Annotated in this window: 14 protein-coding genes; 5 read left to right on the top strand and 9 right to left on the bottom strand. The window is 38.8% G+C overall.

Annotated elements, in window-relative coordinates; genetic code table 11:
* Positions 1–26: 26 nt before the first annotated feature.
* Positions 27–2,855 (bottom strand): pullulanase-type alpha-1,6-glucosidase, encoded by a 2,829-nt coding sequence (gene pulA, locus FE394_RS00180; protein ID WP_319924390.1) that lies wholly within the window; start codon positions 2,853–2,855, stop codon positions 27–29.
* 259 nt (positions 2,856–3,114) lie between these two features.
* On the opposite strand from pulA, the gene FE394_RS00175 reads away from it, so the two are divergent.
* Positions 3,115–3,543, top strand: a complete 429-nt coding sequence (locus FE394_RS00175) for an EamA family transporter (RefSeq protein WP_319924389.1) — start codon at positions 3,115–3,117, stop codon at positions 3,541–3,543.
* Positions 3,544–3,640: 97 nt separating this feature from the next.
* On the opposite strand, the gene pgm is transcribed toward FE394_RS00175, so the two are convergent.
* Complete coding sequence (pgm, locus tag FE394_RS00170; protein WP_319924388.1) at positions 3,641–5,281, bottom strand: phosphoglucomutase (alpha-D-glucose-1,6-bisphosphate-dependent); 1,641 nt, start codon at positions 5,279–5,281, stop codon at positions 3,641–3,643.
* Positions 5,282–5,424: 143 nt separating this feature from the next.
* Positions 5,425–5,958, bottom strand: a complete 534-nt coding sequence (gene seqA, locus FE394_RS00165; protein ID WP_319924387.1) for a replication initiation negative regulator SeqA — start codon at positions 5,956–5,958, stop codon at positions 5,425–5,427.
* A 260-nt stretch (positions 5,959–6,218) separates the two neighbouring features.
* Between seqA and ybfF the strand changes: the two genes are divergently transcribed.
* The 4 genes from ybfF (at position 6,219) to FE394_RS00145 (ending at position 9,359) form a co-directional block, all read left to right on the top strand.
* Positions 6,219–7,001 (top strand): esterase, encoded by a 783-nt coding sequence (ybfF, locus tag FE394_RS00160; RefSeq protein ID WP_319924386.1) that lies wholly within the window; start codon positions 6,219–6,221, stop codon positions 6,999–7,001.
* Between the two features lie 424 nt (positions 7,002–7,425).
* Entirely contained in the window at positions 7,426–7,692 is a 267-nt protein-coding gene (locus tag FE394_RS00155) for a class I SAM-dependent methyltransferase (protein WP_319924385.1), read from the top strand.
* Positions 7,693–7,717: 25 nt separating this feature from the next.
* Positions 7,718–8,254: a class I SAM-dependent methyltransferase gene (locus FE394_RS00150; RefSeq protein ID WP_319924384.1), complete on the top strand. Its 537-nt coding sequence runs from the start codon at positions 7,718–7,720 to the stop codon at positions 8,252–8,254.
* A gap of 367 nt (positions 8,255–8,621) precedes the next feature.
* Positions 8,622–9,359, top strand: coding sequence for a class I SAM-dependent DNA methyltransferase (locus FE394_RS00145; RefSeq protein WP_319924383.1), 738 nt, complete (start codon positions 8,622–8,624; stop codon positions 9,357–9,359).
* Between the two features lie 212 nt (positions 9,360–9,571).
* Here FE394_RS00145 and FE394_RS00140 read toward each other — a convergent pair whose 3' ends face one another.
* The 6 genes from FE394_RS00140 to FE394_RS00115 form a co-directional block, all read right to left on the bottom strand.
* A complete protein-coding gene (locus FE394_RS00140) occupies positions 9,572–10,093 on the bottom strand; it encodes a hypothetical protein (protein ID WP_319924382.1) in 522 nt (173 codons plus the stop codon).
* A gap of 316 nt (positions 10,094–10,409) precedes the next feature.
* Entirely contained in the window at positions 10,410–11,495 is a 1,086-nt protein-coding gene (gene sfnG, locus FE394_RS00135) for a dimethylsulfone monooxygenase SfnG (RefSeq protein ID WP_319924381.1), read from the bottom strand.
* Between the two features lie 634 nt (positions 11,496–12,129).
* A complete protein-coding gene (locus FE394_RS00130; protein ID WP_319924380.1) occupies positions 12,130–12,642 on the bottom strand; it encodes a DUF6622 family protein in 513 nt (170 codons plus the stop codon).
* 220 nt (positions 12,643–12,862) lie between these two features.
* A complete protein-coding gene (locus FE394_RS00125; protein WP_319924379.1) occupies positions 12,863–13,849 on the bottom strand; it encodes a hypothetical protein in 987 nt (328 codons plus the stop codon).
* A 237-nt stretch (positions 13,850–14,086) separates the two neighbouring features.
* Positions 14,087–14,473: a hypothetical protein gene (locus FE394_RS00120; protein WP_319924378.1), complete on the bottom strand. Its 387-nt coding sequence runs from the start codon at positions 14,471–14,473 to the stop codon at positions 14,087–14,089.
* Between the two features lie 109 nt (positions 14,474–14,582).
* The gene (locus FE394_RS00115; protein ID WP_319924377.1) at positions 14,583–15,557 is read right to left on the bottom strand and encodes a hypothetical protein; all 975 of its coding nucleotides are present in this window, start codon (positions 15,555–15,557) and stop codon (positions 14,583–14,585) included.
* Positions 15,558–15,777: the final 220 nt, after the last annotated feature.

The following is a 15,777-nucleotide window of genomic DNA, read 5'->3' as shown; positions in this document are numbered from 1 at the left end:
GGTTAACTAACCGTCTGTATGCTTGATTACTTTCTGCGAACCGGCAAGCCTATATCCCGACTTCCTTCCTGCGGCAAAACCAGTACCGCAGCCGACCACGCAGGCATAGTTACTTCGCCGGTTTCCATGACCTGAACTCCCGCAGCCAGAGACATTGCTCCCGATTCACGTTGAATATCATTTAACTTCAGCCCCTTGATATTAAGATCTTTGACAGTAACGGCCCACGGTGCAGCATTAATGGCCACCACCAAACCATCAAAACGCCAATCAAGATCATGAGAGGTCGTATTACCATCATCAATCGTCATTACCAGTAATCCAGTTTGCTGATGTGGCCCGACATTAACAAAGTCAATACGTTGTTTAATGGATGCACTATCGCCAAGATACATCAATGGTGAAAACTGACGTAAACGCAACAATTCCTGATAAAAAGCCATCATCTGTAACACGTCAGTCTGGTCTGCTTTTTTTACCTTATTTTTCACGCGATTAATCAATGGATAATTGTTGCCATCATTACTGCGTTCCGGCATTCCTACATCATAATTATTATCCTGATAGTCATAGCTGACACGATTAAACCAATCACCTGCATTGTAAGAATCACGGGTAAACGATTTTGAGCGCAAGAGTTCTGATCCTTGCTGATCGAAAGCCAGCCCCTGACCGAGAAATACTGTCGAGAGAGAGACAGCCTGCATGCGGATTCTTGTCGCCAAATCCGCTTCATATGCAGCCTTATAGCTAATGATATCCCACAGTGTCTGATTATCGTGTTTGGATACATAATTCAGTACTTCAATGGGACTTGACGCATAACCCGCAGCCACACCTTTATAATCAATTTCCCGCCCCGTTTTCACCACACCATCTTTATCTGTCATGACAAAATCAGCCAGATTTCCGGCCATGCCAAGACGAACCCAATCCAGCAAATGGCGTACGGCATCCAGATCTAGCTTAGCGATTTCATTGGGCAATGTTCCGGCACCATTGCCTACGCCCTGATTAAGGCGAATACCATCGGCAACATCAAACGGCCCGCCGCCACGAACTGCATCCCGCAGCCTGTCAGAAAAAGTGCCAATCCCTGTACCCGCAAGATTAAGTTGTGAAGCTGTTTCGAAGCGATCATCCTGCCCGGAATTCCAGCCCTCACCCAAAAAGTAGATGGATGGATTAACCGCCCGCACTTTTTCCAGTGCCAATATTATCTGGGCTTTGGGATGGTAGCCCATTAAATCAAACCGAAAAGCATCTATCTTATAGTCCTTAACCCAAGTTATCAGTGAATCTTCGATAAGCTTGGCAAACATGCGTCGTTCCGGTGCGGTATCAGAGCAGCAGGTGTTATTTTCAATATTACCTGTTATCTCATCCAAACGATGGTAGTACCAAGGCACAACCTTATCCAATACCGACGTTCGAGATGCAGGGCCTGCCGTATCGGTATGGTTGTAAACAACATCCATGATCACATTCATACCCAATTGCTGCTTGATAGCCTGCACCATAGCGCGAAATTCTCTGATACGATCCGAACCTTCCGGATTAGTGGCATAAGAGCCTTCCGGAACGGTGTAATGAAACGGATCGTATCCCCAATTATAGGAATCAGTTTGTGCCACCATCGTGTTGAGTTCCTGCACTTGAGGATTATTGATATCGTCATCACGCTGTAATTGCTGCAAGACTTCCCTGACAGTGAATGGACTGTGGCAATAGTCAGAGAAACGGCTATTTTTCACTGTAGTATTGATTTGGCATAGACGACTAAATGAATGATCAAGATCGGCCACTTTGTGGCTGAATTCATTAATGGAGGCAATATCAAACACAGGCAGTAATTCTATATGCGTCATCCCTGCCTGACTCAGGCTTTTAAGGTGTTTGAACATATTACTTTTATTGGCAGTCAGTGCCAGATACTTACCACGCCAATCTTCCGATATCGTATTATCTGCCACAGAAAGATCACGGATATGCGCTTCATAAACCGTCATACGCGCAATGTCTGCTGATGTGTTTTGCGGATGTGGCATAAGGAGATTATCCCAACCTTGTGGCTTCAACGCAGCATCATCCAGATTGACAATCTGACTATATTCCGAATTAACAGACAGGCTATAAGAGTAAGGATCAGTCACTTCATAACGTTCCACCTTGCGCGTATACGGGTGATATACCGTCAACGCATAACGGTAGTAAGCCCCCGTCAAAGCATTATCACCCAGCCATGACCAAGAACCACTCGCTGCATCACGCTCCATAGTGTGATTCGCAATCATGCGTTTATTTTGATCATAGATAACGACACCAACTTCTTGCGCGGTAGGTGCCCACAGCCGGAAAATCACACCCTGATCATTCAACCGTGCCCCGTATTCCAATTTGTCAGCGGCATCGGAAAAACGGTCATCCAACACGCCAGCCGTTTGTACTTGCGTTGCTGCTTTTACCTGATTTACTGAAAGTAATTCATCTTGTTCATCAGCAGCTACAACCACCAAATCTCCGGTCAATAGCCTCTCAATATCCACATTCTCTGGCAGACGAAACGCTGCCCATTCAGCCAGATGAGGAAATTTACTTGCTGTCTCCTGACTCAGTGTCGTCGGTGTTAGTGTCAGATAATTATCAGTAAAATTGCCGTGGTCATTGGCTTCTATCCTATTGTTCTGATTGTAATATAGGCGAACAATCTGTTTACCGGCACCGCATGACCATAATAACGTCCGCTCATCAACCCAATGAGCAGAAGCCTGAGAGATGACAGACTCAGAACCAGAGGCTTCTGCACAATGATGATAGATTTGTTCACCTGATATCTGACCTAAATTATGTGCCATCACTTCCTCCTGAGTTTTGAGTAAGTCATTTTTGTTTTTACTACAGTTTGTAAGTAATAAAATAAATATGCCACTGAATAAAATAAGATAAACCTTTCTCCAAAAATTAGATTTCATAGGTAAACCTTTTTTATAAAAAGATAACATCAAGGATTGTAATTTTAATAAAAATGAAAATAATGATTAAATATTGTATTAAGCTTTCTTACCTCATCCTTTTATTAATAAAGATGGGAGGAGAATAGAGGATGAACTAAATATGAGCACATGGCTGATTTATGCCTTACTCTCCGCGTTTACAGCAGCACTGGTCGCTATCTTCGGAAAAGTTGGCCTACAAAATTTAGATACTAATACAGCAACAGCGATCCGCGCTGTCATCATGGCATTATTTTTGGTAGGCGTGGTCGTTTTGCAGGGAAAAGTAAATCTTATCAGCGAAGTTCTCTCTAATCGCAAGGCATTGCTGTTTATTCTATTGAGTGGCGTTGCCGGAGCGCTCTCTTGGCTATTTTATTTTCTCGCAATCAAACATGGCAAAGTTTCCCAAGTAGCGCCTATCGATAAGCTCAGTGTCGTATTTGCGGTAATTCTGGCAGTCATTTTGTTTGGTGAGAAAATTTCTCTGGTGGCCGCCACAGGGGTTGCACTGATTACTGTAGGTGCTTTGATGGTCGCTTTGGGATAAACCAATGTCCTATGTGACAACTATAAAAACACAAAAGCCGCAGCAACTGCTGCGGCTTTTACTCATCAGAATTTACTCATCAGAAGATAGACATCAATTAACCCGCAGCAAATACCTGATTGACGATTTCCTGTGCTTCCTGCTCAATTTTTTCACGATGCTCTGCACCGAGGAAACTTTCGCAGTAGATTTTGTAAGCTTCTTCAGTGCCAGAAGGACGGGCGGAAAACCAGCCATTATCGCTCATGACTTTCAGACCACCAATGGAAGCCCCATTACCTGATGCCGTTGTCAGACGGGCGGTAATCAGATCACCTGCCAGCATATCTGCCTTAACCATTTCTGGTGACAATTTGGACAGCAAAGCTTTTTGCTGATGCGTCGCCGGAGCCTGAATACGGCTGTAGCTTGGTGTACCAAACCGAGCGGCCAGTTTGTCATAACGCTGTTGTGGATTCTCGCCAGTAACAGCCGTCATTTCAGCAGCCAGCAAACAAAGGATGATCCCATCTTTATCGGTTGACCAAGGCGTGCCGTCAAAACGCAGGAAAGATGCGCCAGCGCTCTCTTCCCCGCCAAAACCCAATTCACCTTTATACAGCCCGTCAACAAACCATTTGAAGCCGACAGGAACTTCCACCAATTCACGCCCCAAATCAGCAACAACGCGATCAATCATGGCACTGGAAACCAATGTTTTGCCTATTGCAACATTTTCAGACCATTGTGGACGGTGGCGGAATAAATAATCGATTGCTGTCGCCAGATAATGGTTAGGGTTCATTAACCCCACGGGTGTGATAATCCCATGACGGTCATAATCAGGATCATTGGCAAAAGCCAGATCAAACTTACCACGCAGCTCCAGCAAACCCGCCATTGCCCAACGGGACGAGCAATCCATACGAACTACGCCGTCATGATCCAGAGTCATAAAACGGAATGTTTGATCAACCTGATCATTCACCAATGTCAAATCGAGATTGTAGTATTCCCCAATCCGCTGCCAGTACGCGATACCAGAACCACCCAATGGATCGATACCGATTTTTAATCCTGCGCGCTGGATTGCGGCCATATCCACGACATCACCCAGAGCCATGACATAAGGATCAACCAAATCCTGTGAATGCAGATATTCACTTTTCAGTGTCTGTTCATAAGGCAGTCGTTTGATTCCACTGAGATCACCCGCCAATAATTCATTGGCGCGCTGCTCAATAATTGCGGTCAAATCAGTATCGGCAGGCCCGCCATTAGGGGGATTATATTTAATGCCACCATCTTCTGGCGGATTATGGGATGGCGTAATCACAATGCCATCAGCCAGATTTTTTCCCTGACGGTTGTAACATAAAATAGCATGGGAAATGGCAGGAGTCGGCGTGAAGCCGTTATTTTCCTGAACAATCACATCCACACCATTCGCCGTTAGCACTTCCAATACAGAAATAAAAGCGGCTTCTGAAAGCGCATGGGTATCTTTACCCACATAACACGGCCCAGTAATTCCCTGCTGAGAACGCAATTCCACAATTGCCTGAGAGATAGCCAGAATATGCACTTCGTTAAAACTATGGCGTCCAGAACTACCACGATGGCCGGAAGTACCAAATTTGACCTTATGCGCTGGATTTTCGGAATGTGGTTGTAGGGTGTAATACTGTGATGTGAGCTGGGCAACATTGATTAAATCATGCTGCTGGGCAAGCTGCCCCGCTCTTGGATGAATTGCCACTTTATTTATTTCTCCTGAGAGGCTGCACTGGTTTATCCGCCAGTGCAGTATCAATAAGTTAAGTGTGGTTTAGAGTTGGCCACTGAATTAACCAATTGAGCGAAACAATCACGCTAATCAATTGAGTTAACTAATCCATTAAATTAAATAGTGCCACACACTTTTTCAATCAAGTTTGCCGGAAACTTCATATCCTGCATAACATGTTCAATCATGCTGCGTTTACGGTCGGTATTAGTATTGGTAATCACCCAGAAAGGTGTGCCGGGGATATGACGTGGTTTAGTTTGCTTACCACTAGCCAGCAGTGTGTGCTCATCACCCGCAAAATAAGTACGGGTGCGGCCGTGCATAGCTTCCGTTGTTTTGGAGAAACTTTCGCTGTTCAGTCCATATAACGTGGACAGGATCAACATAAAGCGCTCAACGGATTTTTTCTTTTCGGCGTATTCATCAGAAAGTAACAATTCACGAACTACGCGAACAGCATCACGAGAACGGGTAACAGGAGTTTTAACAACAGATGCAGGATCGTTGGCAGGCGGTGTAATTTGTACTGGCTGCCCGGCGTCCAATTTCAATATGCGTCGTAAAATATCAGATGCACTTTCACCGATATGCAGGGTTTGGCTTGCAATAAAGCGGTAAAGGTCTTCATCAACTTCTATCGTTTTCATTTCTATCCAGTACTGTTCTTAATGAAAAAATTATCCTGGGATTATAAGATATAATGCCGAAAAACAAAACAATTAAACTTTCAATAACTTAAAGTGATTCTTTCTACAATTGGTCATTTTTAAAAAAGGGACTTTTCCTCTAAAATAAATCAATTAGTTACAACTATTTCATTCCATTAAGTTTGTCACTGTTTACATGTCATGATATTAAACATCACAATATTAAACATTACATAAATGGTATTAAATTCAGGCAAATCATGAAGTCAAATAGTCAATTAAATTATCATTTTCACACACCGGAAAATCCGCGCACATCCACACCAATTGTCTTGATCCATGGACTTTTTGGGGATTTAAACAATCTGGGAATATTGGGACGTGATTTACAGCAACATTATCCGGTGATTCAAATCGATGTACGCAATCATGGTGTCTCACCACGCAGGGAAAACATGGATTATCGCGATATGGCCCAGGATGTTTTAGCTCTTCTTGATGAGCTTAATGTGCCAAATGCCATAATTATCGGGCATTCCATGGGCGGCAAGATCGCCATGACTATGACGGCAGTTGCACCAGAGCGTATTGAGAAAATCGTGGTGATTGATATGGCTCCCGTCGCTTATCCGGTTCGCCGCCACGACAGCATTTTCGCCGCACTGAATAAAGTTACGGCAGCAGGGGCAACCACCCGACAGAACGCAGCAGACATTATGCATCAAGATATTCGGGAAGATGGTGTTATCCAGTTTTTGCTGAAATCATTCCGTCAGGGGGAATGGAAATTTAACCTGTCCATCCTGCAACAAGAGTACGAAAAAATTATCGACTGGGAACGTATTCCGGCATGGTCACAACCCGCCTTATTTATTCGTGGCGGCGATTCAGATTACATTACTGAGGAATATAGGGACGATATCATCAGCCAGTTCCCACAGGCAACAGCATGGGTCGTTGCGGGTTGTGGGCACTGGGTTCACGCAGAAAAACCAGAGGCTGTACTCAGGGCAACTCATCGATTTTTGGGAACGGACGTTTAAAAACCAAACAATGATGATATCAACCCACTTTCAATGTGGGTTGATAATCCTGCCTATTTTATTTTTATAACGGATATACCCGTGACCTTTCACGTTGCAGCTTTGTTAGCTATCCTCCCTCATCCCAGTCACCGTTTTATAACATAGAGTTAGCTATGCTCTTGGGCATTAATGAGAGGCTCCTGCCTCTCACCGGAGGCCAGCCTTTGGCTGGGCAAATGCGTTCCCGACGAATTTGTCATTCCCTTTCCGTAGCACTGCATCTTGAAATCCATTAGGTATGAGAGCGGGTAATAACAATTGATCTAATGATAAAAATAATTATTTATAATTTTAATCTTATATTTTACTGTACAACAATGAAACAGAAGATATAAAGCAGTCAATTAATCATCTCCAAACATTTAATAAAGGAAACATTATTATGCAAGAAGAAATACACTATGATTCGATTGGAGAAAGTTATGAACATTTCTACAACTCTGTCGCACAACGTAGAGTTGAAGTTCGTACATTATTTAATATGGTTGGAGAAATACAAGGGAAATCAATTCTAGATTTAGCCTGCGGATATGGTTATTTTGGTCGTGAACTATATAACCGTGGTGCTTCTAGAGTCGTCGGTGTTGATATATACTCGTCGTACTTCAAGATGCATTTATGTTCTCCCCGCGCCGCGGGGAGAACATAAGCTGCTTCCTGCAATTTGAAGTTAATTGCGTATACCTGAAAAAATGATCGAGCTAGCCAGAGAAAAATCAATTCGTTACGGTGATGAAATTGAATTTCATGCCTCAGATGTAAGTAATATGCAATTATCTGAAAAATTCGATATTGTCACCGCGACATTTTTATTTCACTATGCAAAATCAATAGAAGAACTTGAAAGCATGTTTCATTCTATTGCTAATCACCTGAAACCATCTGGTAAAATCGTGGCATATATGGCCTCACCTGACTATCAGTTAGCAAAAGGGAATTGCCAGAACTATGGTCTGAATATTCTCAGTGAAGAGGCATTACAAGGTGGCTTTATTCATCAAGTAGAATTTATTACCACACCTCCGATAGAATTAACATTCTATCGTTGGAGTCGTGAAACTTATGCAAATGCTATTAATAAGGCTGGGTTCAGTCAGTTTGAATGGATAAAATCTGTTGTATTGGAAAGTAATATTGAACGTTACCCTGCTGGTTTTTGGGATAATTACCAGAATAACTGTATGCATGCAGGACTTATCTGCCAGCTTTAATAATACACCCCATCAGTAAATAATTTCGTTATTAATTATATCCTTCGTATTTCCAAGCTACAGCTTTGTTGGTTACGCTCACTCATCCCCGGGAGCATAGATAACTCTGTTTCCGGGGATTTATTTTCTGGCTGGTGTGCTGCAAATTGAAGTCATTCTTTAAATAAAAACTTATTATTATTTCATATGGCATATTTATTTTATGGTTATTAAATTAATGGAGAATAAACAAAAATAATTATTTGAAATTCTTTGCTGGCACCTTAATATATACAACAAAGAAACAGTCATCAAATATTACACCAATACTAAATAACACATCCCACAGAAAAAATAACACCTTGAATGTAATTAAGGATAACAAATAATGACAGATAATATCTTATATAATCCTATTGCACATCTCTACGAAAATTTTTCAGATTCAAGTCCCCACATCGACGTAGAAATTCGGACTATCATGAACCTAGCCGGAGATATACAAGGAAAATCAGTGTTGGATTTAGCATGTGGATATGGCCTTTTTAGTCGTAAATTCAAAAAACAGGGAGCTTCAAACGTTATTGGTGTCGACATATCAGATAAAATGATACAAATCGCCAGAAATAAATCGCGACAATATCAAGATGGCATAGAATTTCATATTAGAAATGTCTGCAAGATGGAATCATTTGGGAAATTTGATCTTATCGTTGCAGCCTGGTTATTCTGTCATGCGGAGTCATTTGAAGACCTTAAGACGATGTTTCGTGTAATTGCCGACCATCTTAAACCTTCCGGTAAACTTATAGCCTATACATTTGAACCCGATTATCGACTAGAAAAAGGGAACTATGAAAATTATTACATAAAAGTTCTTAGCGAAGAGCCAGTAAAAGATACAACGCTTGTAAAGGCTGAATTCCTTACTACCCCTCCCAGCCCTTTTACGATGCATCGTTGGAGCCGCGAACAGTATGCAGCTGCAATCAATGAGGCGGGTCTCAAACATTTCGAATGGCATAAACCCATGCTGCTGGAAAGTGATATTGAGAGCCAACCTCCGGGTTTTTGGGATGATTATCAACGCAACTGTCTTGATACAGCACTTGTTTGTCAACTTTAACAAAATAATCCCCCGTAATTTTACAGGGGATTTCCTTATTATATATTTAAGATAAATTTGGTAATGGAAAAAATATGGTGCGTTAAAAGTCGTTGGTATCGCTTGCATTAAACAAGTTATATAAATTAATAATATTATTTATTCTAATAAAAATTTTTAGACTATTAAACAACCTTGTAAATAGGATAAAACAATTTAATAAAATGCTATTATCAATAAGATATAAACATATTTGGTGATGGATATGCTCGGAGGCTTGGCTCATACCATTTAAAATTACGTTCATTGCGAACTACATTCGGTTCTCTGTTTTTCTCAATAAAAACATGTGAGTTATATTGAGACCAATGCATATACACTACACCTGTAGCTGCTTTTACAGGTTGCCCTAAAATATTAGCCAGTTCTTGTGCAAATCCAGTTTTTCCTGACCAACTGCTAAGTAATCTTATACTTCTTATGGAGAAGCTAGCCATAAAAGAACTTCTACATATATTAGCCAGTTCAAGAGCTGTCAGTTCTTTGGCATTAGGCAGGCACCCCTTAAAAAATGGCGTTTCAGGATCTCCTACTCCTAACAGATTGAGTCTGGGGCGTTTATTAGGAGCTTTGGGATTATCCAAAAAGTACTGAAAATCACCATACTGAGCAGAGACAGGACGAGCACATCTCTGGAACTGCGTATATTCTGGCTGTGAAAAAAATTCATCAGGTATATAACTATACTGTCCCATAAGTATTTCTCCACTAAAGATGCTTGATGGTCCACAGTATACTCCCCAATCAAACTCATCAATATTATTTGAAAAATTTGTCGGCACTGATTCTAAAAAATTACCCGTATTACCTTATAAAACATCCTCACTACAAAAAATAATCTGGATCATTTTAGTGAGCCAGATTATTGAATGAAAAAGCTTTCTAAAAATTTTTAATAATCATCAGGCTCTCGCTAAACTTGGAAACCACATCAGCAATCAGGTGATCATCTCCCTCAGAGCCACTTAACCCACCGCTGATGAGCACAATATGTAATCCATCCATATGAAATTACAGTCCTAACTCATTTTCAAGCTGACGGACAAGTGGGATCACATTTTTGCCAAAGTATTCCAGTTCTTCCTGAACATGCAGAAAACCAAGCAACATTAAGTTTACACCTACCTTTTTATATTCAATGATCCGTTGAGCTATTTGCAAAGGTGTACCAATAAGATTGGTCTTGAAACCATCATTATATTGCACAAGATCTTCTAAAGTCGATTTAGCCCAGTTTCCCTCTTTTTCCGGTGACGCATTTCCCGCATTCTGAACTTCATGATGAAAACCTTTCACGGCATCAATATCGCTGTGATCTAAAATATCCTGCAATACAGCATTGGCTTCCTGTTCACTATCACGGGCAATAGCAAAACCATTGACACCTATTTTGACCTGATGGTCATTCAACTGTGCCTTGGTTCTGATATCTTCAATTTGTTTCTGTATATATTCTACGCTGCCACCATTCGTAAAATACCAGTCTGAAACCCGTGAAGCCATATCTCTGGCCGCTCTGGAACTTCCGCCCTGAAAAATCTCAGGAAACGGCTCAAGAGGCTTGGGTTTTAAAACGTAATCACGAAAACGATAAAAATCACCAGAAAAATTGAAGGCAGGCTGTGACCAAATGCCTTGCAAACAGCGGATGAACTCCTCAGAACGCAGATAGCGTTCTTCATGATCCAACCAGGGTTCACCAATCGCTTTGAATTCACTGCGAAACCAGCCACTGACTACATTGACGGCAATGCGCGCATTATAGAGTTTGCTGATTGTTGCTATCTGTTTGGCCGCCAATACCGGATTCCAGGGGCCGGGTAAAAGCGCTGCAATCACTTTCAACCGTTCTGTAACTGAAAGCAAATATTGGGAAAAAGTCACTGATTCATGTTGATTTTCGGCGCCATATCCGGCAGTGAACCGAATTTGAGTTAACGCATAATCAAAACCCACATTTTCTGCTGTTTGAGCTAATTGGCGGTTATAAAGGTGCTCCCAATTAGTACGCTGCTCAATTTTGCTGATAACCAGCCCCCCTGAAACATTGGGCACCCAGTAAGCAAATTGGATAGGGGAAGAATTAGATGTAGTCATACAACCTCTCTTTAAGCTCTGTGTTAAGATTGCTCCTATCAAGGGATTCCATTTAATTAAGTTTATTAAAAATCATTTATATGACTTCGTTCTTTATATATCTCATTTTTTCTAAATCTAAAGAAAAAATAAATAGACCCAATGATTTTTCCAGTTAAATATTCAATTGTTCAGTAAAAATAGAGCGATGCGCTTCACATTCAATATTATTTTCTATTGAATATATGTCATTAATTTTTTCCTGACCCTTCATTCAGTAAGAAGTGGTTTAAGTCAATCTATTGATTTTTTTAATAACTCTCTGGATAGTGACTTCTCTTGTGGGTTAATCGGCAATGCAACCATCAGCATAAACACACCTTATACTTAATAAACTTGAAGATGTATGAATAACTATCACTTATCATCTTGATTTTTAATGTTTATTTAAAACACCAATCCAGTATCTTGAAGTTAAATAACTCTATAATTTCCATGGTTTTATTTCACTATAAATACCCATGCACTTTAAACAAATAATTAAAAGTAATTATTAATTTCTATTTGTTATAAAGGAGTATTAGCTTAAATATTATTTAAATTAATGTCATTTACTATTTAAAAAATAACTCTGATTTAATTAAATTAATTTACATTAAATTTTTTTATTTCTGATTTTATACCATGGAATAAAAAGATTTAGTGTTCCTCCCCAGAAAACACCGTCAAGAATGCCGCTGATTAAACCAAACAGCAGATTATAATGTAACGAATGTACTAATACTGGATAGATACTCAACATGGCAGTCATAATAAATTTACTCACAAAAGTCATCACAATCAGGATCAGTGTCAGAGGAGTACCGGGCCGGATGATTAATGTGCTGCCTGCTTTTTCTTTTAATCGTGGCTGGGATTGCCAAAGTGCCCAACCAACAGCAATACCGATAATCAAACCTAATCCCATTATCATTAATGATAAATCTGAGAAATAGGTTTCATAAATAATGCTATGTACTCCCCAAACTAAAAATACGAGAGGTAATAAGAAAAGGCGCTCTACGCGCATTTCACGATCGGATAAGGCTTTAACTCCCCTCATGATAAGAAATACAAGAAGAATCCATACCCAGACTGGTGTATCTTTTATAATGACGGTTAGTGACATATTATTCCCCCAGAAATCATCTTCGTATAATATACATCTAAATAATAGTATATTTTAGTGATCCGGTTAGTCATACGCTGTAAATGAATATGATTTTCTGAAGAATTTATCGCCATGATAAGTAGATCAGGCGTATATAACATTCAATACATAAAAAACCCGAATCAGCTAAAAAAGAAGGTTCGGGTTATTTTAGGATACCAATATCATTATCATACTGTTATTTTATCTTCACTTGTCGGTTTACTATAAAATAGCCACCAAACTCAGTATAATTTCCACGATCACACTTGTTAGGATCTAGTATAATTTGATTTTGTTCATCTCTTTTTCTGGCTTTCGATGTACCTGGTTTATGCCCCCAAATCTGGCGGTGTTCATGACCACGGCTTACACATAATCTATAAAAATGGTAATCCCAAAGAATAAAATGAGACAACGGCTCGGGATAGGTCTCTGTAGTGTAAAGAGCAACAACATAATTGGGTGGGTAATCTTTATTTTTATAATCCTCTAATGGAATTAATCCATCTGCGATTATTCCATCTATAACCGACTGCATATTGTTTTTGAATCTCTGATTAGAATACAGACCCGGCTGAGGTAAAGTATTCGATGCGTAATTACACGCATAAGAATAACAGTTATTATATGGTTGCCGTATAGGAGCATTCCAGAAGATTTTACTAAAAAATCCCGCTTCGATAGAATATGATACTCCTGTAAGTGGATTAATAAAATCCGTATCAACATTTCCTTTACTTCCCACGTCATGTAAATGTCTGCGTCTATTGTTACTTTCTATATATTCATTTTCATCCCGGGTAAGATCATCAGAAATATCATACGGTTCTTGTTTAACATTATAGATATCATCCGTTATTATTTTTTCAGCTTCAGAATCCATATTGAAATTTTTAAGTAATTCCAGACCAAGCTGTTGACTTAGTACCAGACTTGGTGCCTTTCCATCACATATATAAAATGAATTAGGTAGCCCATACTCATAGGCAATTGCCTCTGTATCATCAGTAAATTCGACAAAAAATCCAGAAAATCCAAGTTTACCTTCGTGTTCGTGTATATTCAGCCCCCTGATATTATCCTGAAATAAGCTTAAGAATTTATTGGTTATCATACTATGTGAGTCACTACTCCATGAATAATTATCTCTCCCTGAAAATAATAATAATGTTACCTTAAGCATTTTGCACCTCATCTATAAATTTAGTTTAAACTTGAGTAAAAAATTTTTTTAACTGTCAGAATCATCTGAATTTACCACTACTGTTTTAACACTTAGAGGCTAAAGATAATTGCATTGAAAATATTTAATTTAAACCTTAAAATTTAGTACAAACATAGGTATTTTAAAGGATTAAATAGATTTTAATATTACATCATGTAAGCCAACATCTGCTGTTTAAAAACACTCATCTTCATATTAAATATCCCTTTCAGGCGGTTCTCCATCTATTGGCTCAAAATTGTTTATTTCATCTATTATTTTATCTTTAAATTCAGGAGGCAGATCAAAGTATTTAATTAATTCGAGACCAAGTTGTTGGCTTAATGCCAGATTAGGAGCTTGTCCATCACATACATAAAAGGATTTATATCGTCCATGTTCATAGGCAATCTTCTCTGTATCATTAGTAAATTCGACAAAAAAACCAGAAAATCCAAGTTTTCCTGTATGATTCCATATGTTCAATCCCTTTATATTATCCTGAAATAGATTTACTAGTGTCGTAGTTTCATTACTGTAAGAATCACTTTGCCATGTATAATTTTCTCGTCCTGAAAAAAGCAATAACGTTACTTTTAGCATTTTAGATTCCATATATAAATTTAGCATTAACCATGTAATTGAGGTGAATTAAACAAAATCATATCACAATGAATTAACTTTAATTTTTGTTAATTTCTGACTTAATTTATTATATTATTTTTACTTTATTACTCACTATAAAAAGACCTGAAAAATTAGTATATAAACCACGATCACAATAGCAAGGGTCATATATTATTTCACCACTATTATCTCTTCTTCTTACACTAGATCGACCTGGCTTATGCCCCCAGAAACGATTTTTTTTGTCATTAATACCTAAAACCACTCTATAAAAATGGTAATCCCAAAAAACCTGATTATCCGAATATGTATAAAGAGAAACAACATAGTTTGGCCTATACTTATCGTCTGCATCTTCATCGTTAAAATCATCTATTGCAATTAATCCATCTGCAATTATTGAATCCACAAGGTCTTGAGTGTTATATCTTAAAGGCTTTTTTCCAAATCGCCCTGGTTGAGGATAACTTTTAGATGCATAATTACATGCATAAGCATAACAATTATTAAAACCTATATATTCAGGAACGTTCCAAAAGTCTTTTTTATACAAACCTGCTTGCATAGAATATACTGACCCAGTAGCCGGGTTGGTGAATTTTATATCATGAATGTTATAATTAAAAACATCATGCAAGTCCCCTTGCCCTTGTGATGGCTCCTGTTCATCACCTTCCATCAATCCACTGAGTACATTGGTTTTTTTTGATTGAACACTTTCTATTTCCTTTATTATCTGATAGTTAAGTTCAGGATCTAAATTAAATATATCTATTAATTCAAATCCAAGTTGTTTACTTTCTTCTATGTTTGGTGCCTGTCCATCACATATATAAAAAGATTTTGGCAGTCTATACTTGCTCCTCCCTATTTCTGTATCATCAGACAACTGAACGAAAAAACCAGAAAACCCAAGTTTCCCATCATGTTCCCCAAAATTTATCCCAGCTAAATTTCCATTAAATAATGTCAATAAATCATTGGCTTCATCACTATGAGAATCATAATAACGACTATAATTTTCTCTCCCAGAATAAATCAGTAGTGTTACTTTAATCATTTTATACTCCATATATTAATTTAACTGTCAATATTATTAACACAAGCCTTTTTCATCTATGGCAGTCACCCATAAATAGAAAGTTAAAAACTTTCAAGACAGGTATTTTAATTACAATAAAAACCAGACGAGACAAGACGATACTTAATAAGTAAATCAATGAAATATAGAATGTTATCAAGAAATATATTTACACTTTTAAATTTAGTACAAAATCAGA

The sequence above is a fragment of the Xenorhabdus littoralis genome, assembly GCF_033949345.1.
Taxonomy (GTDB): domain Bacteria; phylum Pseudomonadota; class Gammaproteobacteria; order Enterobacterales; family Enterobacteriaceae; genus Xenorhabdus; species Xenorhabdus littoralis.
The sequence above is the reverse complement of the archived record's forward strand: the minus strand, read 5'-3'. Positions and strand labels throughout refer to the sequence as shown.

Bases quoted from the DNA above. Each gene is read 5' to 3' on its own strand.
- pulA (WP_319924390.1), bottom strand. From the start codon at position 2,855: ATGGCACATAATTTAGGTCAGATATCAGGTGAACAAATCTATCATCAT.
- FE394_RS00175 (WP_319924389.1), top strand. From the start codon at position 3,115: ATGAGCACATGGCTGATTTATGCCTTACTCTCCGCGTTTACAGCAGCA.
- seqA (WP_319924387.1), bottom strand. From the start codon at position 5,958: ATGAAAACGATAGAAGTTGATGAAGACCTTTACCGCTTTATTGCAAGC.
- ybfF (WP_319924386.1), top strand. From the start codon at position 6,219: ATGAAGTCAAATAGTCAATTAAATTATCATTTTCACACACCGGAAAAT.
- FE394_RS00155 (WP_319924385.1), top strand. From the start codon at position 7,426: ATGCAAGAAGAAATACACTATGATTCGATTGGAGAAAGTTATGAACAT.
- FE394_RS00145 (WP_319924383.1), top strand. From the start codon at position 8,622: ATGACAGATAATATCTTATATAATCCTATTGCACATCTCTACGAAAAT.
- FE394_RS00140 (WP_319924382.1), bottom strand. From the start codon at position 10,093: ATGGGACAGTATAGTTATATACCTGATGAATTTTTTTCACAGCCAGAA.
- sfnG (WP_319924381.1), bottom strand. From the start codon at position 11,495: ATGACTACATCTAATTCTTCCCCTATCCAATTTGCTTACTGGGTGCCC.
- FE394_RS00130 (WP_319924380.1), bottom strand. From the start codon at position 12,642: ATGTCACTAACCGTCATTATAAAAGATACACCAGTCTGGGTATGGATT.
- FE394_RS00125 (WP_319924379.1), bottom strand. From the start codon at position 13,849: ATGCTTAAGGTAACATTATTATTATTTTCAGGGAGAGATAATTATTCA.
- FE394_RS00120 (WP_319924378.1), bottom strand. From the start codon at position 14,473: ATGCTAAAAGTAACGTTATTGCTTTTTTCAGGACGAGAAAATTATACA.
- FE394_RS00115 (WP_319924377.1), bottom strand. From the start codon at position 15,557: ATGATTAAAGTAACACTACTGATTTATTCTGGGAGAGAAAATTATAGT.